Source organism: Novosphingobium sp., assembly GCF_965229225.1.
Lineage (GTDB): Bacteria > Pseudomonadota > Alphaproteobacteria > Sphingomonadales > Sphingomonadaceae > Novosphingobium.
Genome location: NZ_OZ245867.1, coordinates 503,133 through 527,284, shown reverse-complemented (window position 1 = coordinate 527,284; position 24,152 = coordinate 503,133). Strand labels below are relative to the sequence as shown.

25 protein-coding genes and 1 riboswitch are annotated in these 24,152 nt (G+C 64.8%); of the genes, 9 read left to right on the top strand and 16 right to left on the bottom strand.

The annotated features are described in order from the left end of the window. Entirely contained in the window at positions 1–762 is a 762-nt protein-coding gene (locus ACO06X_RS02165; protein WP_421838372.1) for a hypothetical protein, read from the top strand. Position 763: 1 nt separating this feature from the next. Further along, the gene (gene crtD, locus ACO06X_RS02160; RefSeq protein WP_421838371.1) at positions 764–2,281 is read left to right on the top strand and encodes a 1-hydroxycarotenoid 3,4-desaturase CrtD; all 1,518 of its coding nucleotides are present in this window, start codon (positions 764–766) and stop codon (positions 2,279–2,281) included. On the opposite strand, the gene ACO06X_RS02155 is transcribed toward crtD, so the two are convergent. Genes ACO06X_RS02155 through crtY form a run of 4 tightly spaced genes read right to left on the bottom strand, consistent with a single transcriptional unit; the run spans position 2,247 to position 6,525 of the window. Beyond that, positions 2,247–3,224 carry a phytoene/squalene synthase family protein gene (locus ACO06X_RS02155; protein WP_421839837.1) on the bottom strand — a complete coding sequence of 326 codons (978 nt, stop codon included), beginning with the start codon at positions 3,222–3,224 and terminating at the stop codon, positions 2,247–2,249. The two genes, crtD and ACO06X_RS02155, sit on opposite strands and share 35 nt — an antisense overlap. 27 nt (positions 3,225–3,251) lie before the next feature. Then, positions 3,252–3,833 carry a TIGR00730 family Rossman fold protein gene (locus ACO06X_RS02150; RefSeq protein WP_421838370.1) on the bottom strand — a complete coding sequence of 194 codons (582 nt, stop codon included), beginning with the start codon at positions 3,831–3,833 and terminating at the stop codon, positions 3,252–3,254. Between the two features lie 7 nt (positions 3,834–3,840). Then, positions 3,841–5,325 (bottom strand): phytoene desaturase, encoded by a 1,485-nt coding sequence (locus tag ACO06X_RS02145; RefSeq protein ID WP_421838369.1) that lies wholly within the window; start codon positions 5,323–5,325, stop codon positions 3,841–3,843. A 9-nt stretch (positions 5,326–5,334) separates the two neighbouring features. Continuing rightward, complete coding sequence (crtY, locus tag ACO06X_RS02140; RefSeq protein ID WP_421838368.1) at positions 5,335–6,525, bottom strand: lycopene beta-cyclase CrtY; 1,191 nt, start codon at positions 6,523–6,525, stop codon at positions 5,335–5,337. 469 nt (positions 6,526–6,994) lie between these two features. Here crtY and ACO06X_RS02135 point away from each other — a divergent pair, with 469 nt between their 5' ends. Beyond that, the gene (locus tag ACO06X_RS02135; protein WP_421838367.1) at positions 6,995–8,506 is read left to right on the top strand and encodes a flavin-containing monooxygenase; all 1,512 of its coding nucleotides are present in this window, start codon (positions 6,995–6,997) and stop codon (positions 8,504–8,506) included. A 58-nt stretch (positions 8,507–8,564) separates the two neighbouring features. On the opposite strand, the gene ACO06X_RS02130 is transcribed toward ACO06X_RS02135, so the two are convergent. Further along, the gene (locus tag ACO06X_RS02130) at positions 8,565–9,884 is read right to left on the bottom strand and encodes a flavin-containing monooxygenase (protein WP_421838366.1); all 1,320 of its coding nucleotides are present in this window, start codon (positions 9,882–9,884) and stop codon (positions 8,565–8,567) included. A 6-nt stretch (positions 9,885–9,890) separates the two neighbouring features. Beyond that, positions 9,891–11,126, bottom strand: a complete 1,236-nt coding sequence (locus ACO06X_RS02125; protein ID WP_421838365.1) for a cytochrome P450 — start codon at positions 11,124–11,126, stop codon at positions 9,891–9,893. Positions 11,127–11,248: 122 nt separating this feature from the next. Beyond that, positions 11,249–11,354, top strand: a riboswitch (TPP riboswitch). Positions 11,355–11,392: 38 nt separating this feature from the next. Between ACO06X_RS02125 and thiC the strand changes: the two genes are divergently transcribed. The 3 genes from thiC (at position 11,393) to ACO06X_RS02110 (ending at position 14,038) form a co-directional block, all read left to right on the top strand. After that, a complete protein-coding gene (gene thiC, locus ACO06X_RS02120; RefSeq protein WP_421838364.1) occupies positions 11,393–13,282 on the top strand; it encodes a phosphomethylpyrimidine synthase ThiC in 1,890 nt (629 codons plus the stop codon). Between the two features lie 136 nt (positions 13,283–13,418). Continuing rightward, complete coding sequence (locus ACO06X_RS02115) at positions 13,419–13,646, top strand: AbrB/MazE/SpoVT family DNA-binding domain-containing protein (RefSeq protein WP_298170092.1); 228 nt, start codon at positions 13,419–13,421, stop codon at positions 13,644–13,646. Between the two features lie 2 nt (positions 13,647–13,648). Next, entirely contained in the window at positions 13,649–14,038 is a 390-nt protein-coding gene (locus ACO06X_RS02110; RefSeq protein WP_421838363.1) for a type II toxin-antitoxin system death-on-curing family toxin, read from the top strand. A gap of 9 nt (positions 14,039–14,047) precedes the next feature. Here ACO06X_RS02110 and ACO06X_RS02105 read toward each other — a convergent pair whose 3' ends face one another. The 7 genes from ACO06X_RS02105 to ACO06X_RS02075 form a co-directional block, all read right to left on the bottom strand. Next, positions 14,048–14,518, bottom strand: a complete 471-nt coding sequence (locus tag ACO06X_RS02105; protein ID WP_421838362.1) for a YaiI/YqxD family protein — start codon at positions 14,516–14,518, stop codon at positions 14,048–14,050. A 43-nt stretch (positions 14,519–14,561) separates the two neighbouring features. After that, positions 14,562–14,699 carry a hypothetical protein gene (locus ACO06X_RS02100; RefSeq protein ID WP_421838361.1) on the bottom strand — a complete coding sequence of 46 codons (138 nt, stop codon included), beginning with the start codon at positions 14,697–14,699 and terminating at the stop codon, positions 14,562–14,564. 184 nt (positions 14,700–14,883) lie between these two features. Beyond that, complete coding sequence (locus ACO06X_RS02095) at positions 14,884–15,174, bottom strand: hypothetical protein (protein ID WP_298170103.1); 291 nt, start codon at positions 15,172–15,174, stop codon at positions 14,884–14,886. A gap of 188 nt (positions 15,175–15,362) precedes the next feature. Further along, complete coding sequence (locus tag ACO06X_RS02090; protein ID WP_421838360.1) at positions 15,363–15,668, bottom strand: alkylphosphonate utilization protein; 306 nt, start codon at positions 15,666–15,668, stop codon at positions 15,363–15,365. Continuing rightward, entirely contained in the window at positions 15,665–16,051 is a 387-nt protein-coding gene (locus ACO06X_RS02085) for a DoxX family protein (protein ID WP_421838359.1), read from the bottom strand. The genes ACO06X_RS02090 and ACO06X_RS02085 overlap by 4 nt, the downstream gene beginning before the upstream one ends. A gap of 17 nt (positions 16,052–16,068) precedes the next feature. Continuing rightward, entirely contained in the window at positions 16,069–16,905 is an 837-nt protein-coding gene (gene dapD, locus ACO06X_RS02080) for a 2,3,4,5-tetrahydropyridine-2,6-dicarboxylate N-succinyltransferase (RefSeq protein WP_421838358.1), read from the bottom strand. A 34-nt stretch (positions 16,906–16,939) separates the two neighbouring features. After that, positions 16,940–17,617: a pyrimidine 5'-nucleotidase gene (locus ACO06X_RS02075; RefSeq protein ID WP_421838357.1), complete on the bottom strand. Its 678-nt coding sequence runs from the start codon at positions 17,615–17,617 to the stop codon at positions 16,940–16,942. A gap of 98 nt (positions 17,618–17,715) precedes the next feature. On the opposite strand from ACO06X_RS02075, the gene ACO06X_RS02070 reads away from it, so the two are divergent. The 3 genes from ACO06X_RS02070 (at position 17,716) to folP (ending at position 20,963) form a co-directional block, all read left to right on the top strand. Further along, positions 17,716–18,354: a ribonuclease HII gene (locus tag ACO06X_RS02070; protein WP_421839836.1), complete on the top strand. Its 639-nt coding sequence runs from the start codon at positions 17,716–17,718 to the stop codon at positions 18,352–18,354. A gap of 214 nt (positions 18,355–18,568) precedes the next feature. Beyond that, the gene (locus ACO06X_RS02065; RefSeq protein ID WP_421838356.1) at positions 18,569–19,723 is read left to right on the top strand and encodes a site-specific DNA-methyltransferase; all 1,155 of its coding nucleotides are present in this window, start codon (positions 18,569–18,571) and stop codon (positions 19,721–19,723) included. 127 nt (positions 19,724–19,850) lie between these two features. Beyond that, entirely contained in the window at positions 19,851–20,963 is a 1,113-nt protein-coding gene (gene folP, locus ACO06X_RS02060; RefSeq protein WP_421838355.1) for a dihydropteroate synthase, read from the top strand. Here folP and ACO06X_RS02055 read toward each other — a convergent pair. From ACO06X_RS02055 to ACO06X_RS02045, 3 genes are all read right to left on the bottom strand, one after another. Next, on the bottom strand, positions 20,944–22,116 hold the full coding sequence (locus ACO06X_RS02055) for a CaiB/BaiF CoA transferase family protein (protein WP_421838354.1): 1,173 nt from the start codon (positions 22,114–22,116) through the stop codon (positions 20,944–20,946). The genes folP and ACO06X_RS02055 overlap by 20 nt on opposite strands. Positions 22,117–22,177: 61 nt before the next feature. After that, the gene (locus ACO06X_RS02050; protein ID WP_421838353.1) at positions 22,178–22,327 is read right to left on the bottom strand and encodes an SDR family oxidoreductase; all 150 of its coding nucleotides are present in this window, start codon (positions 22,325–22,327) and stop codon (positions 22,178–22,180) included. A 109-nt stretch (positions 22,328–22,436) separates the two neighbouring features. Next, a complete protein-coding gene (locus ACO06X_RS02045; protein ID WP_421838352.1) occupies positions 22,437–23,855 on the bottom strand; it encodes a sigma-54-dependent transcriptional regulator in 1,419 nt (472 codons plus the stop codon). Positions 23,856–24,152: the final 297 nt, after the last annotated feature.

The following is a 24,152-nucleotide window of genomic DNA, read 5'->3' as shown; positions in this document are numbered from 1 at the left end:
ATGGAACTGCTGCTGTTCCGCTGCCTGATAGCGGCCCATATCGCCGCCGGGGCGACCGGGGCCATCGCCTTCTGGGTTCCGGTCGTCGGCCGCAAGGGCGATGTGAACCACCGCAAGTGGGGACGCATTTTCACCAAGGCGATCCTCATCACCGGCTGCCTTGCGCTCGTGATGAGCCTTTTCACACTCTACGATCCGATGGCCGTCCACCCGCACCTTGTCGGCAAGTTCGATGCCGATTTCGTGCGCGGCATTTTCGGCGTGATGATGCTCCACAATGCCATCCTCACGCTCAATCTCGCCTGGTATGGCTGGCTCTGCGTGCAGAACCGCCGCAATGTCGCGGCCAACCGCACCCCGCTCAACGTGGCGCTGCAGGTCCTGGTGATGATCGCCGCCATCGTCTGCGCGTGGGACGGCGCGCGCATCCATCAGCCGCTGATGATGCTCATCTCGGTCGTCGGCATGGCGACGGGCATTACCAATCTCGTTTTCCTCTATTCGCGCAATCCCTCGCCGGTGATGTGGCTCAAGGAACATGTGAAGGCGCTCGTCGGCGCGGGCATCTCGGTCTATACCGCCTTCCTCGCGTTCGGCTCGGTGCGCCTGTTCCCCGCGCTCGCGCTACATCCGGCGATGTGGTCGGTCCCGCTCGTCACCGGCCTGATTATCCTCATCTACCACCGCATCCGCATCGACCAGAAGGCGGGCATCAGCGTGATCCCGGGGCTGCGCTCGCGCCGCGTCGCGGCTTCGGACTGACGTGGCTGCGAAGAGGGTCGTTGTTGTCGGCGCCGGCATGGGCGGCCTTGCCGCCGCTGCCGATCTTGCCCGGCAAGGTCTCGATGTCACCGTCGTCGAACGCGCCGCGAGCGTCGGCGGAAAGATGCGCCGGGTAGAAAGCGGTGGTCTGTCGATCGATGCCGGCCCCACCGTCTTCACCATGCGCTGGATTTTCGATGGCCTGTTCGGCGATGCAGGTGAGCGGCTGGAGGACCATCTCGGCCTGATTCCGGCCGAAACCCTCGCCCGCCACGCCTGGCAAAACGGCGGCAACCTCGATCTCTTTGCCGATGTGAACCGCTCCGCCGATGCCATCGGAGACTTTGCCGGGGCCGCCGAAGCCCGCGCCTATCTCGATTTCTGCGCCCGCAGCGCCGATATCTACAAGACGCTTGCCGCCTCGTTCATCGCGGCCGAGCGGCCCTCGATCCCCGGCCTCGTCGCGCGGCTTGGCCCCTTCGGCATCCCCGCGCTGATGCGCACCGTGCCCATGCGCACCTTGTGGGGCGCGCTGGGCGATCACTTCAAGGATCCGCGCCTGCGCCAGCTGTTCGGGCGCTATTCCACCTATGTCGGCTCCTCGCCCTGGGCCGCGCCCGCCACGCTGATGCTGATCGCCCATGTCGAACAGCAAGGCGTCTGGCTGGTGCGCGGCGGCATCCACGAAGTCGCGCGCGTCATTGCCGGGCTTGCCGCAAAGCACGGAGCGACCTTCCGCTTCGGCGCGCAGATGGACCGGATTGTCGTCGAAGGCGGCCGCGTTGCCGGGGTAGAGCTGGCGGGCGGTGAACGCCTCGCCGCCGATGCCGTGGTATTCAACGGCGATATCTCCGCGCTGACCGACGAGGTCCGCCCGGTTCCCGCGACGGCGCCGCACAAGCGTTCGCTGTCCGCCGTCACATGGTGCTTATCGGCACGGACTTCGGGCTTCGATCTTGCCCATCACAACGTCTTTTTCGCGGACGATTATGGCGCGGAGTTCGACGCCATCTTCAAGGATCGCCGCATTACGCAAACCCCCACGGTGTACCTCTGTGCGCAGGACCGGGGGGAGGGGAGCGACCACCCCGCAGGCACCCCCGAGCGCCTGCTCGCGCTGATCAATGCACCTGCTGATGGTGACATGGGGCCGCTGCCCGATACCCGGATCGCCGATCTCGCCAGTCGCTGTGTCGGCCTCATGAAGGATTGCGGACTCGAGCTTACGGCAACTGACGAGCCCGTCATTACCGATCCGTCCGGCTTCCACGCGCTCTTCCCGGCAAGCGGCGGCGCACTCTATGGCCGTGCCAACCACGGCATGATGGGCAGCTTTGCGCGCGCCGGGGCGCGGGGGAAAGTCCCGGGGCTCTACCTCGCGGGTGGCAGCGTACACCCGGGGCCGGGCATTCCGATGGTCACGATGTCCGGCCGCATTGCCGCCGCGCGCCTTGTCGCCGATCTCGCCGGTGACCGGCGCACGGTCATGCTGCCGGCCGACCAGCCCCCTTTGCGTTGACCAGTGCCTTGAGGCTCATGCGCGACCATTTTGGATGCGGTGCGGCGCCCGGCCTTACGAGCGCCTGAAGCCCGGCGCGCAGCACCCATCGGATCTTCTCCCCGCGCGACGTGAACACGCGGGCATCCCACACCCGCGGGCCGCCTGCCGCCACCTTACGCGCGATCGCGCCATAGATGCCCGCCGCCGAAAGGATCGCCCAGCGCTGGCGATAGCCAAGCCGCGCCGCGCCGACCCGCGCCGAGGCCTCGTAGTCCGCCGCCAGCGCCGCCAGCCGCTGCGCCACTTCGACCAGCGCCGCGCGGTAGCACGGGCGCAGCTGCTCGCCCGGCGGGATGTCCGCCTCCGCCAGCCACTCGGCGGGCAGATAGCAGCGCCCGCCGCGGTCATCCTCCGCCACATCGCGCGCGATATTGCCGAGCTGGAAGGCCAGCCCCAGATCGCAGGCGCGGTCGAGCGTGTCGTCATCATCGGGCGCCACGCCCATGACAACCGCCATCATCACGCCGACGGCACCTGCGACATGGAAGCAATAGCGCAGAAGGTCTGCCTCGCTGCGCGGGGTCCAGTCCTCGGCATCCAAGGCAAAGCCGTCGATCACATCCTCAGCCATGCCCCGCGTCAGCCCGCATTCGCGCGCGACCACGCCCAGCGCATCGAAGTTCGGGTTGCCGGTCGGCAGACCCGCCATGGCAAGATCGGTCAGCCGCCGGATCTGCGCGAGCCGCGCTGCGGCATCACCCCCCGGCGTCGACCCCAGTTCGCCGCCGAGGTCCTGCTCGTCGGCAATGTCGTCGCAGGCGCGGCACCAGGCATAGAGCAGCCAGACCCGCTCCCGCGTCGTTCGGTCAAACAGCTGCGAGGCCGCCGCAAAGCTCTTCGATCCCCGCGCTATGGTCTCACGGGCATGGGCAACGAGGGCAGCGCGATCCGGTCCCGGCAGCGCTGCAGCAGGTTCAGGCACGCCGCCTCACAAGTCCTTCGCGGACATCTGGATGATCGGCGTGTGCGGCACATGAGCCGCCATCCGCGCCAGCAGGACATCGAGCGCATGCTCGGCCAGAATGATCCCGCCATGCACCGGCCGGATGAAGCCGACCTCGATCATGTGCGTCTGGAAAGCGAGCAGCTTGTCGTAAAACCCGAAGGCATTGAGCAGGCCTACCGGCTTGCTGTGATAGCCGAGCTGCGACCAGCTCACCGCTTCCCACAGTTCATCCATCGTGCCCACCCCGCCGGGCAAGGTTAGAAACCCGTCCGACAGATCGGTGAAGGCCTGCTTGCGCTCGTGCATGGTCTCCACGATGGTCAGGCTCGTGCAATCGGGATTGGCGACCTCGGCTTCGGCCAGCGCGCGGGGAATCACGCCGATCACCTCGCCGCCCGCCTCCAGCGCACCTGCAGCCACCGCGCCCATCAGGCCCAGCCGTCCGCCACCATAGACCACACCGATCCCGCGCGAGGCCAATTCGGCCCCCACATCGCGTGCCAGCGCAACATAGCGCGCATCTGCCGGCGATGCCGAACCGCAATAGACTGCCAGCCGTTTCACTCTTCTCTCACGCCCCCAGCAAATCCTCGATCATCAGCCCTGCAGTCGCCTTCGCGCTGCCGACCACGCCGGGTATGCCTGCACCCGGATGAGTGCCCGCGCCGACCAGATAGAAGTTCTTGATCGCGTCGTCACGGTTGTGCGCGCGGAAATACGCGGATTGCGTAAGCAGCGGTTCCAGACTGAACGCGCTGCCCTGATGCGCCGAAAGATCGATCGAGAAGTCCTTGGGCGTATAGGAGAACTTCGTCACGATCCGGCTGTGGATATCCGGGATCAGGCGGCGGCCCACCTCGTCGAGCACGCGCTTTTCGAACTGCGGCCCGATCTCGTCCCAATCGATCGGCAGCTTGCCCATATTGGCCACCGGCACGAGCGCGTAGAACGTGCTCATCCCCGGCGGCGCCATGCTCGGATCGCTGACCGAGGGGTGGTGAAGATAGATCGAGAAATCCTCGGGCAGCACGCCGTGCTTGTAGATGTCGTCGAGCAGGCCCTTGTAGCGCGGACCGAACAGGATCATGTGGTGCGCAATGCCCGGCCAGGTGCCTTCCACACCGAAGTGCACAACGAACAGGCTAGGCGAGAATTTCTTCTTTTTCAGCGACTTTGCGCGCCGCTGCGCATGGCCGTTATCGGGCATGAGATCGGCGTAGGAGTGAACGATATCGCCGTTGGAGGCGACCGCATCCACGCTCTCGCGCCAGCCGCTCTTCGTCTCTACCGCCGTCACCCGGTCGCCCAGCGAATGGATGTGCACGACCGGATCGCCCAGTCGCACAGTGCCACCGAGGCGCTTGAAGTGCTTGACCATGCCGGCGATCAGCTTGTTGGTGCCGCCCTTGGCCCACCAAACGCCGCCGTCCTTCTCCAGCTTATGGATAAGCGCATACATCGCGCTCGCGGTCATCGGGTTGCCGCCGACCAATAGCGAGTGGAAGCTGAACGCCTCGCGCAGCTTTTCGTTTTCGATATAGCTTGAGACAATTGAGTAGACCGAACGCCAGGCCTGATAGCGGATCAGCGGCGGCGCGGATTTGATCATCGAGGCAAAGTCGAGGAACGGTACCGAGCCGAGCTTGACGTAGCCTTCCTCGAACACTCCTGCGGAGAACTTCAGGAATTCGGCGTAGCCGGCCACGTCGCGCGGGCTCAGCTTCGCGATCTCGGCGTTCAGCACGGCCTCGTCGTTGGTGTAATCGAAGTTGGTCCCGTCGGCCCAGTTAAGCCGGTAGAACGGCTTGACTGGCACCAGCTCGACATCCTCGGAAATGTCGTGGCCTGAAAGCGCCCACAACTCCTTGAGGCACGGCGGATCGGTCACCACCGTCGGCCCTGCGTCGAAGGTGAACCCATCACGCTCCCAGTAATAGGCACGCCCGCCCGGCTTGTCGCGCGCTTCGATCACGGTGGTCTGGATCCCTGCCGACTGCAGGCGAATTGCCAGCGCCAGTCCGCCGAAACCGGCACCGATGACGGCTACTTTCTTCATGATGAGACTCTAGGCTCCTGAAAACTTGAGCGGGGCTGGCTGCCGGCCCAGCCCCGTGATGGTGCCGAGCGCCCGCGGGATCGGGATTGGCGGAATGCCCGCCAGAATGCGAAACTTGTCGTACGAGGTTGATCGCCCCGAATAGAACCGCTCGATGAGTTGCGGCTTCATCGTGTAGAAACGCTCCAGGATGCGAAGACGTTCCTGCGGATAAGCCCCGCCGAACAGCAAGGCCGAAAGCATGCGGTAGTAGGACTGGTTTTCCCAGTGCCCTTTAGCCCACTTGGCAGAGAATGCCTTGAGACCTGCACCATCGAGCACATCATGGTGCGCCAGCGCCAGCGCGAAGCGGACCGCATCGGGCACCGAGTAGCTCGTCAGCGAATGAAACAGCCCCGCGCGCGATCCGGCCCGCGCCGTATCCTCGCCGCCATCGCGCCAGAAACCGGCAAAATCGCCGCCTGCCACCACCGGCAGCACGCCGTGTTCCTCGCCCAGCAGCGCTTCGACTTCCCATCCCCGCGCCGCGAGATAGGCGTCGATCCGCTGCTCGAGTAGCGGCCGGTCCAGCACGCTGCTGTCCGAGTAGTAGGTGTCCTCCAGAAATACCACGTCGGGCGCGAAGGGCAGGGCGTACATGAAGCGATAGCCGTCGATCTGCTCGACCGTCGCGTCCATCACGATCGGCCGTTCAAGGCCGTGCGGCGCCTTCAACTTGAACTTGCGGCCGACGAACTTCTGCCATCCGCCGGTGAAGTGCGAAACATCGCGCAACCCCCGCGTGTCGATCACCCCGCCGGCCTCGACCAGCGTGCCATCGCCCAGCATGACTTCGGTCTCGCTGCAACTCTTCACCGCTTGCGCCGTGAGGATGGCATCCTCCGGCAGCGCCGCCCGCAGCGCCGCGTCGAACTTCTCGGAGGTCATGGCGCTGTAGCGGGTTTGCAGGTGCCGGCTGTGGCGCGGGAAATGGACGTTGTAGTCCGCCCAGGTCGCCTCGATCATCGGCGCGAGCAGTTCGGTCGCTTCGTGATCGGTATCGGTGGCGAAGAACGACCACACGTGATTACCGCCAAGGCAGGTGCCTTGCTCCACGACCAGCAGCGAAAGATCGGGACGATAGCGAGCGAGCGCAAGCGCGATCAGGCCACCAGCGAGGCCCCCGCCCAGGATCGCGATATCGCAGCGCCGTGCATTCATCGCCTCAGCCGATAGGCGCTGGGCCGCAGCGGCGCAACCTGCGCGGCCCTGCCCGTTCGTGAAGATGGGGGATAGGCGAAGCGCCCCAAGGCAAGTGGGGTCCCGGGGATGGCGGTGGAGGTGGCCATCCCCGGGATCTTGCAAAGGGCAACCGGGGAGTTGCCCTTCTCCCAGGGATTGTCGCGGCGGTCGGCCCAGAACGTGTGGAGTTGAAGGCAGGCCGGCAGGACAATGCCTATCTGCCGTCCTGCAGATTTCGCCGACCGATCCGGCACATGAACAATTGGCAATCTTTCGCTTTCGCGGGATGGACTCAAGCGAGAATCCTGTTGCGTTTTGATGCGGATCAAGGCCTCCTCGCTGCCAGATGGCGAGAACCGCCGCAATCGGTCCAGTTGGCCCCACGAACGCACGCGGCAAGCACGCGGGCGGCGCAAGAAGGGTCAAGGCCGCCAACAAGGAGAGTGTGATGGCAGAGCAGGTTGCACAGCATGTCGACGTCCTGATCGTCGGAGCCGGCATTTCCGGCATCGGGTCCGCAAAGCATCTGCAGGACCAGTGCCCGGGCAAGACCTACGCCATCCTGGAAAGCAAGGACACGTTTGGCGGCACCTGGGAGACCCACAAGTATCCCGGCATCCGTTCCGATTCCGATCTCTACACCTTCGGCTACCGCTTCAAGCCGTGGACCGGGGCTCCGATCGCTTCGGCCGAAGCCATCCTCACCTATATGGGCGAAGTGATCGAGGAAAACGGCATCACCCCGCACATTCGCTACGGCCACACCATCACGTCGTGCAGCTGGTCGAGCGCGGACAGCCAGTGGACGGTGCATGCCCGCCGCAAGGATGGCAGCGAAGTGGTGTTCACCGCCGGCTTCCTGTGGATGTGCCAGGGCTACTACGATCACAAGACGCCCTACATTCCGGACTGGCCGAACAGGGCGAGCTACAAGGGCCAGTTCGTCCACGCCCAGCTGTGGGACCCGCAGACCGACGTTGCCGGCAAGCACGTCATCGTCATCGGTTCGGGCGCCACGGCAGCGACGATCGTCCCGGCGCTCTGCGAAGCCGGCGCCAAGGTCACCATGGTCCAGCGCTCGCCGACGTGGTTCTACTGCGCGCCCAATGTCAGCGAACTGGCCGACCGGTTGCGCACGATCGGCGTTGACGAGCCGACGATCCACCGCGTCGTGCGGCAGGACTACATCTACAATTTCTACGAGATGGACCGCCGCAGCCGCGAGGAGCCCGAGGCCATGGCCGAAGACCTGCGCGCGCTGATCCGCGGCTATGTGGGCGAGGATTTCGATTTCGAGCCGCACTTTACGCCGAAGTATCGCCCCTGGCAGCAGCGGCTCGCCCAGCTTCCCGATGGCGACATGTTCAAGCAGGTCGTCGCGGGCAATGCTTCTGTGGTGACGGATACGATCGAGACTTTCACCGACAAGGGCCTGCGCGTCAGCTCGGGGCAGGAAATCGAAGGCGATATCGTCGTCGCCTGCACCGGCTTCCGCCTGTCCGTGCTGGGCGAAATCCCGTTCGAGGTCGATGGTGCGGCAGTCAACTGGGCTGATACCGTCAACTATCGCGGCATGATGTTCACCGGCGTGCCCAATCTCGTCTGGGTCTTCGGCTACTTCCGCGCCTCGTGGACCCTGCGCGTCGACATCGTCGGAGATTTTGTCTGCAAGCTCCTCAATCACATGGATTCTGCAGGTGTTCACAAGGTCGAAGTGGCGCTGCGTGAAGAAGACAAGGACATGAAGATCCTGCCGTGGATCGATGCTGACAACTTCAATCCCACCTACCTCATGCGCGATCTCGACCGCATGCCAAAGCGGGGCGACAAGCCCGAATGGCAGCACAACCAGGATTACTGGAGCGAGAAGGAAGAGATCCCCTACATCGATCCTGCCGCGAGCGAGTTCGTGTATGACGGCGTTCGGGCTGAAGCGGCCGCCCTCGAAGCCGCCGAATAGCTGTGCGCTCCCCCCTCCTCTTCAGAGGAGGGGGTTGGGGGTGATCGAGGTTGTACCCTCAGGCCGCCTTCGCCCGCCCCATCCCCCGCGCGATTTCCTTCTTCAGATCGCGCACATAGGCATCGAAATCGAGCTGGATCGTGTGCCGCCGCGCCGCATAGTAATGCCCGGTGTGGTATGCCTCGTCGGCCTTGATGATCCGGTGCATCTCGTCCGCGGGGGGAAGGGCGTAAGCGCCCGCCAAAGTGGCCGCGATCAGCTTCGATTGCTGCTCGGCAAAGTTCACCAGTGTCGGCAGCGGCTGGCCAAGCCCCGCATAGAACAGGTCCGGCACCTCGGGCTTCATGATCCGCTTGAACAGCGGCGGCGGGCGGTTGTCGCTATCGGCGCAGAGCGAAGGATCATCGAAGAACGGAAAGCGGATGTCATAACCCGTGGCCCAGACGATGACGTCGATCTGCTCCCGGGTGCCGTCCTGAAACACCACGCCGTCGCCGTCCAGTCGCTCGATTCCGCCCTTCATCACCACGTCGCCCGATCCCGCGCGCAGCAGGAACTCGCCCGAAACCGTGGCGTGGGCGTCAAACGGGCCGATCTCGGGCTCGGGCAGGCCATAGTCGCTCATCTTGCCGACGAGGTTCTTGATCATGCGCGTGCCAAGCGCCGTCCGCACCTTGCGCGGCATCCACGCCGGGGCGGGGTTCTTGTCGATTGGCTGGCCCTTGTAATATTTGGGCAGCACCCAGACCCCGCGCCGGGTCGAAACGAAGAGCCGCGAAGCAATCGCGCGCTGCGAAAGTTCGGAGGCGATATCCATCGCCGAATTGCCCATGCCGACGACCAGCACGCGCTTGCCCCGGCAGTCCACTGGCTCGAACGCGCTGCGATAGGAATGGCTGTGAAGCTGCTCACCATCGAACGTGCCCGGATACTCCGGAATCCGAGCCGCCCAGTGGTGCCCGTTCGCCACCACCAGCGCCTCGTACGTCCGCGTCTCGCCGCTGGAAAGCCGCACCTCCCAGCCGCCGCCCGCCAGCTGCGTCGCCTTTTCGACCCGCGTGTTGAACGTGATCGCCTCGCGCAGCCCGAAATGATCGGCGTAGTCGCGGAAGTACTGCAGGAGCTGCGAGTGGTGTGGAAAGTCGGGCCAATCCGCCGGCACCGGATAGTCCTCGAAGGCCAGCCGCCACTTCGAGGTATCGATATGCAGGGTCTGATAACAGGCCGATAAGCCATTGGGATTGTTGTAGTACCAGTTCCCGCCGATATCGTCGGAGGCATCGAACTCCTCGTAAGCGATGCCATAGTCCTTCAGCCGCTTGGCGACCGTTATCCCCGAGCAGCCCGCCCCGATAATGCAGACCCGTGCATTGGTCATGGCGGCTCAATCCTGCTCGAGGCGCACCGGCATTGCGCTGAAGCCATGCAGGAACGGGCTCGCCAGCCGCGTCGGCGCGCCCATGGGCACGACCCTCAGCCGCCGCGTCACGATCTCGTCGATCACCGCCGCGATCTGCACTTCGGCCAGCCGCGCGCCGACGCAGCGGTGAATGCCATGGCCAAAGGCAATATGCCGCCGCGCGTTCTCGCGGGTCACGTCAAACCGCTCGGCATCCGGGAACACGCTCTCATCGCGGTTGCCTGAAATGTACCACATCACGATCTTCTCGCCCTCGCGGATGAGCTGCCCGCCCACTTCCACATCGCGCGTCGCGGTGCGGCGCATGTGGGTCACGGGCGATTGCCAGCGGATGATTTCCTGCGCGGCATTGGTGCTCAGCGTCGGGTCCGTGCGCAGCCTTTCCAGCTCCTCGGGATAAAGATGAAGAGCCTCGACCAAACCACTGATCGAATTGCGTGTCGTATCATTCCCCGCCACGATGAGCAGCGCGATATTGGCCAGCCGCTCCAGCGCCGGCAGCTGCCCCATCGCTTCTGAATGGACCATCCGGCTCAGCAGATCGTCCGTAGGCGGCAATGCGCGCCGCGCATCGAGTTCGCGGTCGAAGCGCTGGAGCATCTCGCCCATCTGCTTCATCCATTCCGCGCGGTACTCCGGCGTCAGGTTGTCCGCCGAAACGCCGCTGCCATAGTCGGACCAGCGCTTGAGATCGCGCCATTCCTCGAAAGGAAAGTCGAACAGGCTGCACAGCATGCCCAGCGTCTGCGGGATAGCCAGTTGCTCAACCCAGTCGAACGTCTCGCCGAGGGGCAGCGCATCGAAAAGCATCTTCGCCCGCTCACGGACCTGGGCTTCCAGCTTGATCATCTGCCCCGGGCTGAACGCAGGCGCGATCACCTTGCGCTGCGCGGTATGGATCGGCGGATCCTGCGCGATGAAATTCGGGAACTCGCTTTCGTTGATCGATTCGGCAATCGTGATGTTGCCCCGCTTCCACGAGGAAGAGAACACGTCCGGCATCAACTCGATTTCCTGGATGTGCTCCAGCGTCACCGCCGACCAGTACCCGCCGAACGGGCTTTCTGGCCGCCAGCTGATCGGCATTTCCCGCCGCAGGAACGCAAACGGCTCGCGCCAGGTGTCCTCGGTGTAAAGCGCGTCGGCGCTCACATCATAGGGGTTAATCGCCCGTTCGCGCGTAAGAGTCTGGCTCGCCATGATCCTGCTCCGTATGCCCCGCGCCTGCCGCGCCGGGTCATTCAGGCCAAAGTATGTTTAAGCGACCGCTTAAAGTCTAGTCCCAAAGCATGTGGACGGCACCGCGCAAGCGTTCTAGAACGCATCCATCCCCGGGGAGCCGCTTGGCTGAGAGGGGCGGTTAGCATCGCCCGACCCGTCGAACCTGAACCCGTTAGCACGGGCGGAGGGAGCGGTCGGCCTTGTGGCCTAACGCCCGCTTTCCGCCCGCACAAGGAGTGTGAAAGATGGCCGATATCAACTCCCGCCTCGAAGATGGCCCACAAGCCACGCCGATCGGTGTCACCACCGGCCCGATCCGCGGCAGCCGCAAGATCCATGTCGAAAGCCCGCGCTTCCCGGGGCTGACGGTCGCGATGCGCGAAATCTCGCTTGAACCTTCTTCGGGCGAGCCCCCCTTGCGCGTCTACGATACGTCCGGCCCCTATACCGACAGCAATGCCGTGATCGATATCGCCAAGGGCCTGCCGCAGCTGCGCCGCGAGTGGATCATGGGCCGCGGCGATGTCGAGGAATACAGCGCGCGCGAGGTAAAGCCCGAGGACAACGGCCAGCTCGGCCCTGATCGCTCCGGCGGCGTCCCCGGCTTCCCCAATGTCGTCCAGAAGCCGCTGCGCGCCAAGGCCGGCGCCAATGTCAGCCAGATGCACTACGCCCGCCAGGGCATCATCACGCGCGAGATGGAATATGTCGCCATCCGCGAAAACCTCGGCCGTCGCCAATTGAAGGAAGCCCTCGTTCGCGATGGGCAGGACTGGGGCGCTTCGATCCCCGACTACGTCACCGCTGAATTCGTGCGCGACGAAGTCGCCCGCGGCCGCGCCATCATCCCCAGCAACATCAACCACCCAGAATCCGAGCCTATGGCCATCGGCCGCAACTTCCTCGTCAAGATCAACGCCAATATCGGCAACTCGGCCGTCGCTTCCGACGTTGCGAACGAAGTCGAAAAGATGGTCTGGTCGGTCCGCTGGGGTGCGGACACCGTCATGGACCTCTCAACCGGCCGCAACATCCATGACACGCGCGAATGGATCCTGCGTAACAGCCCCGTGCCGATCGGCACGGTGCCGATCTACCAGGCGCTCGAAAAGGTCGGCGGCATTGCCGAAGACCTCACCTGGGAGATCTTCCGCGATACGCTTATCGAGCAGGCGGAGCAGGGCGTCGATTACTTCACGATCCACGCCGGCGTGCGCCTGCCTTACATCCCGCTCACCGCCAAGCGCGTGACGGGCATTGTCAGCCGCGGCGGTTCGATCATGGCCAAGTGGTGCCTCGCGCATCACAAGGAATCGTTCCTCTACGAGCATTTCGACGAGATCACCGAGATCATGAAGGCCTACGACATCGCCTATTCGCTGGGCGATGGCCTGCGCCCGGGCTCGGTGGCGGATGCCAACGACGAAGCCCAGTTCGCCGAACTCTACACCCTGGGCGAGCTCACCAAGCGCGCATGGGAGCAGGACGTGCAGGTCATGATCGAAGGCCCCGGCCACGTGCCGATGCACAAGATCAAGGAGAACATGGACAAGCAACTGGTGGCCTGCGGCGAAGCCCCGTTCTACACGCTCGGGCCGCTCGTGACCGACATCGCGCCCGGCTACGACCATATCACCAGCGGCATCGGCGCCGCGATGATCGGGTGGTTCGGCACCGCGATGCTCTGCTACGTGACGCCCAAGGAGCACCTTGGCCTGCCCGACCGCGATGACGTCAAGGTCGGCGTCGTCACCTACAAGCTCGCCGCCCACGCCGCCGATCTTGCCAAGGGCCACCCGGCCGCCAAACTGCGCGATGATGCCCTCAGCCGCGCCCGCTTCGAGTTCCGCTGGCGCGACCAGTTCAACCTGTCACTCGATCCGGACACCGCCGAGCAGTACCACGACCAGACGCTCCCCGCCGAAGGCGCCAAGACCGCGCACTTCTGTTCGATGTGCGGCCCCAAGTTCTGCTCGATGAAGATCACGCAGGAAGTGCGGGAGTTTGCCGCCAAGCAAAACGCGGAGATCGCGACGTTCGTGGCGAACGAGGCCGAAGCCGAAGCCGGCATGGCCGAAATGAGCGAAAAGTACCGCGAAGCTGGCAGCGAGCTTTACCTGCCGGCTGCGGAATAACCTCAATCCCTCCCCGAGCTCGTCTCGGGGAGGTGGCGGCCCGCAGGGCTGACGGAGGGGCTGGGGCTTCTGGGGCACACGCGCCTACGCAGCGGTCCTTATTGCCAACTCATCCCTCTGGCGTTATAACTTACGTATGAACGCGACCCTCAAGATCACCAAGATCGGCAACTCCGCCGGGATCATCCTCCCTCGTGAGGTGCTCACGCACCTCGGCGCAGAGGTGGGTGAGACGCTCTCGGTCGTGACCACGCCGGGCGGTATCGAACTGCGTGCCGAAGAGCCAGACTTCGAAGCGCAGATGGCAGCGGCGCGCGAAGTCATGGCGCGCCGCAAGCGGGCCTTGCGCGAACTCGCCAAGTAACCATGCCGACAGGCTGGATCTGGGTTGCGCCCGAAGTGGCGCGTGCGGCGCATGCCGAACAGCTTGCCGAACATGGCGGGGCAGAGGGTGTGCGCGATGATGGCCTGCTTGAAAGCGCTTTCGCCCGACCACGCAATCTGGCCGATTACGGCAATCCCGATGTCACCGCGCTAGCCGCGTCCTATGCTTACGGCATTGCTCGGAACCATCCCTTTGTTGATGGTAACAAGCGCACCGCAGCGGTCGTTGCGGAAACCTTTCTCATGCTCAACGGCTTTGTGCTTACCGCGACCGACGCCGAATTGGTCATCGCCATTCTCGCCCTCGCCGCCGGCGAACTCACCGAGGAAGAACTCGCCGACTGGTTCCGCCAGCACGTCCGCGAAGCCTGAACACGCAGGCTACAGGCGCTTCAACCGCACCAGTGCCGCATCGAGTGCAGAGAGAAAGCGAGAGCGGTCGGCCTTGGAGAACGGGGCCGGCCCACCGATCACATCACCCCCCGCGCGTAGGTCCGCCATGATCGCGCGGGTGGCGATCTGGCCGCCGATGGAGTTTGCGGTGAAGGGTTTGCCGGTGGAAGACAGCACTTGCGCCCCGGCCTTGAGGCAGCGATCCGCCAGCAGGATATCGGCGGTCACCACGACGCAGTTTGGGGTGGCTTCCGCCGCGATCCAGTCGTCCGCAGCATCGAACCCGTCGCTCACCACCACGCGCCGCACCAGCGGATGCACCGGCACACGGAAAGGAGCATTGCTCACCACCACGACGGCGACGTCATGCCGCCACGCGACCTTGTAGATCTCGTCCTTGACCGGGCAGGCATCGCCATCGACCAGAATACGCAGCGGGGCAGGGGGCTCGTTCATCATCGGCCCATGCCACAGCATTTCCGCTGGTGACAGGCCCGATCGGTCAGGTGCTCTTCTTCATGTTGTCGAGCCCGGCGACCACACCCGGCTTCTGGCTGGGATTGGAGGCGTTCTGCTTCTTGGGTGCTTCCGCCTTGGGCTTGCGCACTTCGCGGTTCGATTTTTTCTGGCTTTTGGCCATGCTCGCTCTCCGTCCGGACGGTATGGCCGGAGATCAGCCCTAGGCCTTTGGGCCCTGCTTGGCCAGCAATCCCGGCGGGGCATGGCGTGCGGGCACGAAAAAGCCCCCGCAGAGCGCCGGAATTGCGTTCGTCGGGGGCTTTGTCAGCGTCTTTGCCATCAGGGCAGCTACTGCCCCGTCAGGATCAGTTCGAGGCCACCTGGATGCCCAGCGCGCGGGCTTCGGCCTGCGTGAATTCGACCGCCTGGTTGTTGAACGTGCCGGTCACATAGCGGCCGCGCACATGCAGTTCGAACGGGGCCTTGCCGTTGAAAGCGGTGCCGCGGATCACGCGCTCGCCGCCAGCCACCTGCGTGGTGTAGGTGTAGGTCACACCCTCGTGGGTGAACTTCGCGGCAGTCTCGTCAGCATGAGCGAGTGCCGGAGCAGCGATCAGGGCAGCAGCGGCAGCGATCTGGAAGGACTTGAGAAACATGGCAAAATCTCCTTTGAAACCGGAAGAATTTGCCTTCGAGCACCCCTGTTTTCTTGTTGAGAGCGATATGGTGCAGCGCACAATTGCCCGCAAATGTAATGAACGCCGTTCCAGTTGCAAAACACGCAACTTGCCTGTTCCGTCCCCCGATCTGCGCGCTCGGCGAGGCCAAGCAAGCGCAGCGAAGATCAGCGCTTTTTCACGAACTCGGCGCGCAGGACGAGGCCTTTGATCCCGTCGAACCGGCAGTCGATTTCCTGCGCGTCGCCAGTCAGCCGGATCGACTTGATCAGCGTCCCGCGCTTCAGCGTTTGCCCCGCGCCCTTGACTTCAAGATCCTTGATCAGTGTCACCTGGTCACCATCGGCAAGAAGGTTCCCCACCGCATCGCGAACCTCGACGGTGCCTTCCGCCGCGCGCTTGGCGGCAAGCTCGGATGCCGGCAGCCACTCACCGCTGTCTTCGTCGTAGATGTAGTCTTCATCGCCGCTCATGACTTGTTTGCTTCCCGAAAGGGCAGGACGCCCGAAACCCATAAGGCCAGCCACACGAGGGCCGGCTGCAGAAACATCCGCGGCACATGATAGCCAAGGCCCAGCCCGTGATCGGGCCGCGCCATGTCGCGGATGAAGTGAACGATGTTGGCCGGGAATACGCAGACAGCATAAGCCGCGAGGCCCCAGCCCGCAGCCCTGCGCAACGCCGGAGACCACGGCTGCACCAAGCCCGCCGCGCCCGCAAGTTCGGCCACGCCGGTCAGCGCGATCACCAGTTCGGGCTGCGGCACCCATGTCGGCATGATGCCGAGGAACGGGCGGGGGGCGAGCAGATGCAGCACCCCGGCAAGCGCATAGAGCAGCGCCAGAACCCAGCGCATCAGGGTGCGGGTGCGGCTCAGTCGCGCAGCAATTCGTTGATGCCGGTCTTGCTCCGGGTCTGCGCGTCGACCGTCTTCACGATCACGGCGCAGTAGAGCGACGGCCCGGGCGTACCATCGGGCAGGGGCTTGCCGGGCATGGCGCCGGGCACGACCACGGCATAGGGCGGCACGCGGCCCATGTGGACCTCGCCCGTCGCGCGGTCGACGATCTTGGTCGAGGCACCGAGGTACACGCCCATCGAAAGCACGGCACCTTCGCCCACGATCACGCCTTCGGCGACTTCTGAACGCGCGCCGATGAAGGCGCCGTCCTCGATGATCACCGGGCCAGCCTGCAGCGGTTCGAGCACCCCGCCGATCCCGGCGCCGCCGGAGATATGCACGTTCTTGCCGATCTGCGCGCAGGAGCCGACCGTTGCCCAGGTATCGACCATCGTGCCTTCATCCACGCGGGCGCCGATGTTCACGAAGCTCGGCATCAAGACCACGCCCTTGGCGATATGCGCCCCGCGCCGCGCGACCGCACCGGGAACGACGCGGAAACCCGCCTCGCGGAAGCGGTTTTCGCCCCAGCCTGCGAACTTCGAGGGAACCTTATCGTAGGCCGGCGCGCCGCCTGCGGCATGCTCGATCACCGCGTTGTCATTGAGGCGGAACGAGAGCAGCACCGCCTTCTTGAGCCACTGGTTGACGATCCATTCCCCATCCAGCTTCTCGGCCACGCGGACCTTGCCACTATCGAGCAGTTCGAGCGCGGCATCCACCACTTCGCGCACCGCAGCGCTCGCGGGCGTGACGTTGGCGCGGTCCTCCCACGCGGTTTCGATGGCGGCCTGCAGCTCTGCGGTCATGATCGGGGCTCCCGGGGAAATCAGAGCGCGCGGCCTAACCGAGCGCACGCTCGCGGGCAAGCGAATCGAGCCATTGCGGCAGATCGTCAATCACGAGATCGATGGCTGCATCATCCTTCGCCCGGTCGCCCCATTCGCTGGCGCAATCGATCCAGACGGTCTGCATGCCCAGCGCCTTGGCCGGGGGCAGGTTGCGCGCCGAATCCTCGACGAACACCGCACGTTCGGGATCAAAGCCGAACGCCTCGATCAGCCCGTGGTAGGCCGATGGTTCGGGCTTGGGCTTGTAGTCCATCGCGATGACATCCCACATGCCCTCGAACAGACCGTCGAGGCCGAGTGCCGACAGCACCCGTTCGGCATAGGGTTTGTCGCCATTCGTGAAGATCAGCCGCCGCCCGGGCAGGGCCGCGATACGCTCGGCAAGGCGCGGCGCCTGCGCCAGCACCGACATGTCGACATCGTGCACGAAATCGAGGAACTCGCGCGGGTCGATCGCATGGTAGTGCATCAGCCCCGCGAGCGTCGTGCCGTGATCGTGGAAATACATCTTCTGGATGCGCTTGGCCTCGGTCGCATCGCAGCCCAGGAGGTTGGCGATAAACTGCCCCATCCGCTGGTCGATCTGGCCGAACAGGCCGCAGGCCGGGGGATAGAGGGTGTAATCGAGGTCGAAGATCCAACAATCGACGCGGCCGGGGTCAAAGGGCAAGGGACAAGCTCCCGGCCAGCTTGAGATTGGCGGACTTTTCGGAGAAGAGAGCGGCCATGGCCAAACCCGTAGAGACTGATCTTTTCATGCCGGGCACCATGCCAGCGAACGGGATCGCTGTCAGCGCCGGAAACGGACCGGCATTGCAATCCGGGTTGGTCGTGGGCGTCGACGAAGCAGGGCGCGGGCCGCTCGCGGGGCCCGTTGTGGCCGCCGCCGTCGTACTTGGGGCCGCGCCGCCGCAGGGCTTGGCCGATTCCAAGGTGCTCAGCGCTGCGCGCCGCGCCAGGCTAGAGCCTGCGATCCGGGAGACCTGCCACTGGGCCCTTGGCATTGCCGATGTGGAGGAGATCGACCGGCTCAACATCTTCGCCGCGACGATGCTCGCGATGACCCGCGCGGTGGCCGCGCTTACCGCGCAGCTGGGCGAAAGCGGAATTGGCATGGTGCTGATCGATGGCAACATGACACCGGCAAGGCGCTGCGCGGAGTGGGTATGGCCCGCGCGCGCCATCGTGAAAGGCGATGCCAGCGAACCTTGCATTTCCGCAGCATCGATCCTTGCCAAGGAGCACCGGGACCGCCTGATGCGGGCCGCAGCCGAGGCGTTTCCGCACTATGGCTGGGAGCGCAACGCCGGGTATGGAACTGCGGAGCATCTTTCCGCTCTGCGCCGCCACGGTGCGACCCCCCATCATCGCCGCAGCTTTGCCCCGGTGGCAGCGGTCATCGGCTGAGCCCGCCGAAACTTTTTTCGCCGGTGAATCCGGCCAGCCACACCCACCAGATATGGCGTCCGGCGGATCGGGCGGACTCCAGATATAGACGCGGACTCGTTCCGTTCTCTCCCTGCAAGGTGTCGCGACTCGCGAAAATCCGGCGAGTCGCCGCTTGACGGCGAGTCGCGTATGATTCACCAGTCGGGCTGCATCAGCAGGGGACAAGGCGGTAATGGTGGTTCTGGCAAAGGAACGTCAGGCAAAGGCGGCAGCGCGAGCGCTGCGTAGTAATGCAGCGGCAGCGGTCAGCAAACTGGCGCTTCCGCTCGGGCAGATCCTGCGCGGTGATTGCATCGAACGGATGCGCGAACTGCCTTCCGGCTCGATCGACCTGATCTTCGCCGATCCGCCCTACAATCTGCAACTCGGCGGCGATCTCGCGCGGCCAGATGGCAGCCATGTCGATGCCGTTACCGACGATTGGGACAAGTTCGACAGTTTCGAGCGCTATGACACCTTCACCCGCGAATGGCTCACCGAGGCACGCCGGCTGTTGAAGCCCGATGGCGCGATCTGGGTGATCGGATCGTATCACAACATCTTCCGCGTCGGCGCGCTTCTGCAGGATCTGGGCTTCTGGATCCTCAACGACATCGTCTGGCGCAAGGCGAACCCCATGCCCAATTTCAAGGGCACCCGCTTCACCAACGCGCACGAAACGCTGATCTGGGCCTCGCGTAGCGAGAAGGCGAAGTACACCTTCAACTACCGCGCGATGAAGACGCTCAACGACGAACTGCAGATGCGGTCTGACTGGGTGCTGCCCATCTGCGGCGGCCCGGAGCGAATCCGCAAGGACGGCGTGAAGGCGCACCCGACGCAGAAGCCCGAGGCCCTGCTCTACCGCGTGATGCTCGCCACCACCAAACCCGGCGATGTCGTGCTCGATCCCTTCTTCGGCACGGGCACGACGGGCGCGGTCGCCCGCCGCCTCGGCCGTGAATGGATCGGCTGCGAGCGCGAGGAAAGCTATATCGCGGTGGCCGAAGAACGCATTGCTGCTGCGCTCCCGCTCGATGAGAGCGCGCTCACCACGATGATGAGCAAGCGCAGCGCACCGCGCGTCGCGTTCGGCCAGCTTGTCGAAAGCGGCATGATCGCGCCGGGCGCGCAGCTATTCGATCGCAATCGCCGCTGGACCGCGAATGTACGCGCCGATGGTTCGATCCTGTCCGAAGCCGCGTCCGGCTCGATTCACGGGGTCGGCTCGGCGGTGCAAGGCGCGCCGGCCTGCAATGGCTGGACCTTCTGGCACATCGAGCACGAGGGCGAGGTCAAGCCGCTCGACGCGCTGCGCCAGCTCTATCTGCTTGCGGTCGAGGACTGACATGCTGCCGCTGCTGGGTATGATGCCCGATCCGCTGGTGCTGCGTTGCCATGCGCGCTGGACCAAGGGGATGGTCCTGCGTGCGGTTCGCCTCGCCGCGCGCCGCCGCGCGCGCTAGACCGCTCCCATGGCGCAAAAACTCTACCTTCGCCCGAACGCCTTTGCCGAGAGTCCGCAGAGCGAGGAGGGCGGAGCGATCCGCCTTGCCGGCGGGCTTGTCTACGGGTCGCGCTTTGCGCTGATCGTACGCGATGGCGGCAAGGTCGTTTCCCGGCGCCGCTTCAGTGCTGACGAGGCGAACGCCGTGCTGGGCGCGCTTCCCGATACCTTGGCTGCCGAAGCCGCCGCGCAGTGGGCCAATCTCAAGGCTCAGCATGGCCCCCTCATCTGCGGCGCGCGCACGCTGCGGCTCGATCAGCCGCAGGTCATGGGCATCCTCAACGTCACGCCCGACAGCTTTTCCGATGGAGGCAAGTTTCTCGACAAGCCGGTGGCCGCGCTGGAACATGCCGCAGGCATGCTGGAGGCAGGCGCGGCGATCATCGACGTCGGCGGCGAATCAACCCGTCCCGGCGCCCCGGCCGTCTGGGAAGGCGACGAGGTCAAGCGCGTCGTCCCGGTCATCGCCAAGCTGGCCGCAAGCGGCGCTGCCATTTCCATCGACAGCCGCCGATCGACCGTGATTGCAGAAGCGCTCGCGGCGGGTGCGCATATCGTCAACGATGTCTCCGCGCTGCGCCACGATCCGCGCTCGATGGAAGTTGTCGCGGCCAGCGGCGTGCCGGTTGTGCTGATGCACGCGCCCGGCGCGGAAAAGGACCTTCATGCAGATGGCCACTATGCCGACGTGGTCCTCGATGTGTTCGATGGCTTGCGCGAACGGCGCGATGCAGCGGTGGCCGGGGGCATCGCGCGCGATAAGATCCTGCTCGATCCCGGCATCGGCTTCGGAAAGTCGCTTGCCGAGAATCTGGCGCTGATCAACGCGCTGCCGCTGTTCCATGCGCTCGGCCAGCCGCTGCTGCTGGGGGCCAGCCGCAAGCGGATGATCGGCGCGCTATCCGGCGAGGCACCAGCGCACCAGCGGCTTGGCGGCTCGCTGCTGCTGGCGGCGAAAGGGTTCGATGCGGGCGCACAGATGGTCCGCGTCCACGATGTGGCCGAGACTGTGCAGGCCCTGCGCGTCTGGCGCGGCCTGCGCGATGCGGCGCTGACGGACTTCAGCCAGCTCGGCGCCTGACCGGCAGCGGCGGTGCGCCAAGCGCCTCGTTGTCCTCGCCGATCCGCGGCGCGGGCTTCACCTCGAAGCTCCCCACCGAGAAGGTCACCGGGCTGCGCATCTTGAGGTATTCGCCCTCGGTCGGGTGGGTGCGCTGCTGGAAGAAATCGACCGCCTTGAGATGCGGATCCTCGGTCACGTCATCGAGATCGCGCACCGGCATCGCCGGGATCTGGTGCTCGGCCATCTTTGCAGCCCATTCCGCCATGGTCAGCTTCGGCGTGCGCTTGGCCATTTCCTCGTAGAATTCGCTGATGTTGCGCATACGCGAGGGGTAGTCGATGAAGCGCGGGTCCACGGCGAGTTCGGGCGCTTCGAGCAGTTCGATCACGGTATCGATCGCATCGGGCGTGTAGGGCACGATCACCACATAGCCGTCCTTGGCGGGGAAGGGCTGGCGGAACGGATCGAGCTGACGCGGATAACCGGCGGGTTCCTTTGGCGGCACCAGCGTCTGCCCGTAGAGGTGCTCCTGCATCATGAAGTGCGTGAAGGCTTCGAACATCGGCACTTCAACGAACTGCCCTTCGCCAAAGCGCAGCTTGTGGATCACCGCCGCCATCACGGCGTAGGCGCCGTGCAGGCCCGACACCTTGTCGGCGATGAGGGAGGGCAGAAAGCGCGGAACCGGATTGCCATCGACTCGCCCAAGCAGATTGGCCGTGCCGGTCGCGGCCTGGATCACGTCGTCGTAGGCCTGCAAATCGCTATAGGGTCCGCCCGAGCCGAAGCCGGTGCAGTGCACGTAGATGATGTCGGGCCTGATGGCTTTGACCGCTTCATACCCAAAGCCCAGTCGCTCGATCGCCTTGCCGCGCACATTGTGGATGAACACGTCCGCTTCGGCGAGTTGCGCGGCAAGCGCTGCCTTGCCCTCATCGCTCTTCAGATCGAGCGCGAGGCTGCGCTTGCCCTTGTTGAGATTGAGCGTGCAGGGTCCCATGCCGGTCGTCGCAGCGGGCTTGCCGGCATGGCGGAAGATATCGCCTCCCGGCACCTCGACCTTGATCACATCCGCTCCGAGATCGGCCAGCGTTTCGGTGGCATAGGGGCCGAACACCACGCTGGTCAGGTCAACAATGCGAATGCCTTCCAGCAGCTTCTGCCCAGCCATCATGCTCTCTCCTCGGGATGACCCGGTTCCATGCCGGGCTCTGGTCATTGCGGATCGATCCTCAGAGCGAGAATCCTCCATCGCTTACCAGCACTGCGCCGGTGGTGGACGCTGCCATATTGGACAGGAGGAAGCCGATCTGGCCGGCAATTTCCTTTGCGCTCGCAAACCGGCCGAGCGGCGAGGTCTGCTGCGCCAGCGCAGCAAGCACCGCCTCACGGCTGCCGGGTCGCTGACATTCCCGCCGTAGCGCCGCACCTTGCCCGAAAAGTCGAAGTCGCCTGCCATGACGGCAAGCTAACCTCCGCAATGCATCCGCATCAAGCGACGTTGTCGATCCCGAGCTCCGAAAGCTTGCGATAGAGCGTCGAGCGGCCGATCCCGAGCCGCCGGGCGACTTCGGTCATGCGCCCGCGATAGTGGCCGATGGCGAGGCGGATCACATCGGCTTCGATCTCTTCCAGCGGGCGCAAGTTGCCGTCCGCAGCATAGAGCGTGACCCCCGCGCCTTCGCTCTGGGCGGGGGCGGATCGCGGCGTTTCGCCGATCATGTTTGACAGGTTGGGGAAGTCCTGAGCCGTCAGGGCCTCGCCGTCGCAGAACACGGCGGCGCGGAACAGCGTCGCTTGCAGCTGGCGGACATTGCCCGGCCAGTCGTAGGCCGCAAGCAGCGCCAGCGCGCCATCGGTGATGCCAAGTGGCCTCAGGCCAGGCTGTTCGCCGATGCGTGTTAGGAAGTGGCGGGCAAGTGCGGGAATGTCCGCCGCACGCTCACGCAAGGCCGGAAGGTGCACGTGAACCGTGCTCAGCGCTTCGAGAAGAACCGGATCGAACAACTGTGCCTCGACCAGATCATCCAGTGCGGCGTTGCTGCACACGATGACCCGCACGTCGAGCCGGAAGCTGTGGCGCGCGCCGATGGGCTGGATGTCGCCGCGTTGGAGGAACTGGGCGAGCCGGGCCTGCGCCGAAAGACACAGCCGATCGATCTCGTCGATCACCAATGTGCCGCCATCGGCATGTTGCAGTGTGCCGACATGGCGCTCGAACGCGCCGGGGAAGGCGCCCTTTTCGTGGCCGAACAACACCGATTCGATCTGGTTGGCGGGAATGCCGCCGGCATTGACGATGCGCAGGGGCGCCTTGGCGCGCGGGCTGGCCGCATGCATCGCACGCACCAGCATTTCCTTGCCGGTGCCGCTTTCGCCCTCGATCAGCACGGTGTTCTGGGTGCGCGCGGCCTTTGCGGCGACGGCCAGCGCGGCGCGGAAGCTGGGGGCAGCTCCGATCATCGAATCGAAATCGAGCGTGCCGGTGAACTTTTCGGTGAGCGGTTGCAGCTCTTCGGGCGATTCCTCACGCCGGGTTGCCGTGCGCAGTGCCAGGAGCAGCCGATCGGGGGCAACCGGCTTGATCAGATAGTCCGAAGCACCAGCACGCATCGCCTCGACCGCGAGCAGCGGCGAAGCGCTGGTGGTGATCATGAGGATGGGCAGCGCGGGTCGGCGCGCCTTGAGCTCGGCAATCAGGGCGCACGCGCCGTCACCCGGAACCCATTGATCCAGAATGATTGCATCGAGCTGCATGCCCTGCCGCGTGCCGAGCGTAGCAATCGCCGTCTCGGAATCGCGAGCGATGATCGTGCGCCATCCCTCACGCGCGGCCAGTGCCGAGATGAGGCGGCACTGCGCTGGTTCGTCGTCAATCAGCATGAGCAGCCGATCAGTGGGCTCTGCCATGGCTTTCCCGGTCCTTTTGCATAGTGCCGGGGTCTAGCCCAATTGGGTAAAGACCAGATTAAGTGCAAACCCTCCGGTTCCGCTTGAGCCGGGGTTGCGCCGCCGCTAGAGGATGCGGTCAATTGGTCGTTTAAAACGCAATCAGGAAGGGTTTGTCATGGGCGCCACTAACAATGCCGGGAACAACATGAAGGCAGCGACGGCCACGTACGAGAGCTTCGTTGGCATGATCAAGGTCGCCACGCCGGTGATCGCGCTGATCGTGCTCTTCGTCGTATATCTGATCGCCTGAGCCCG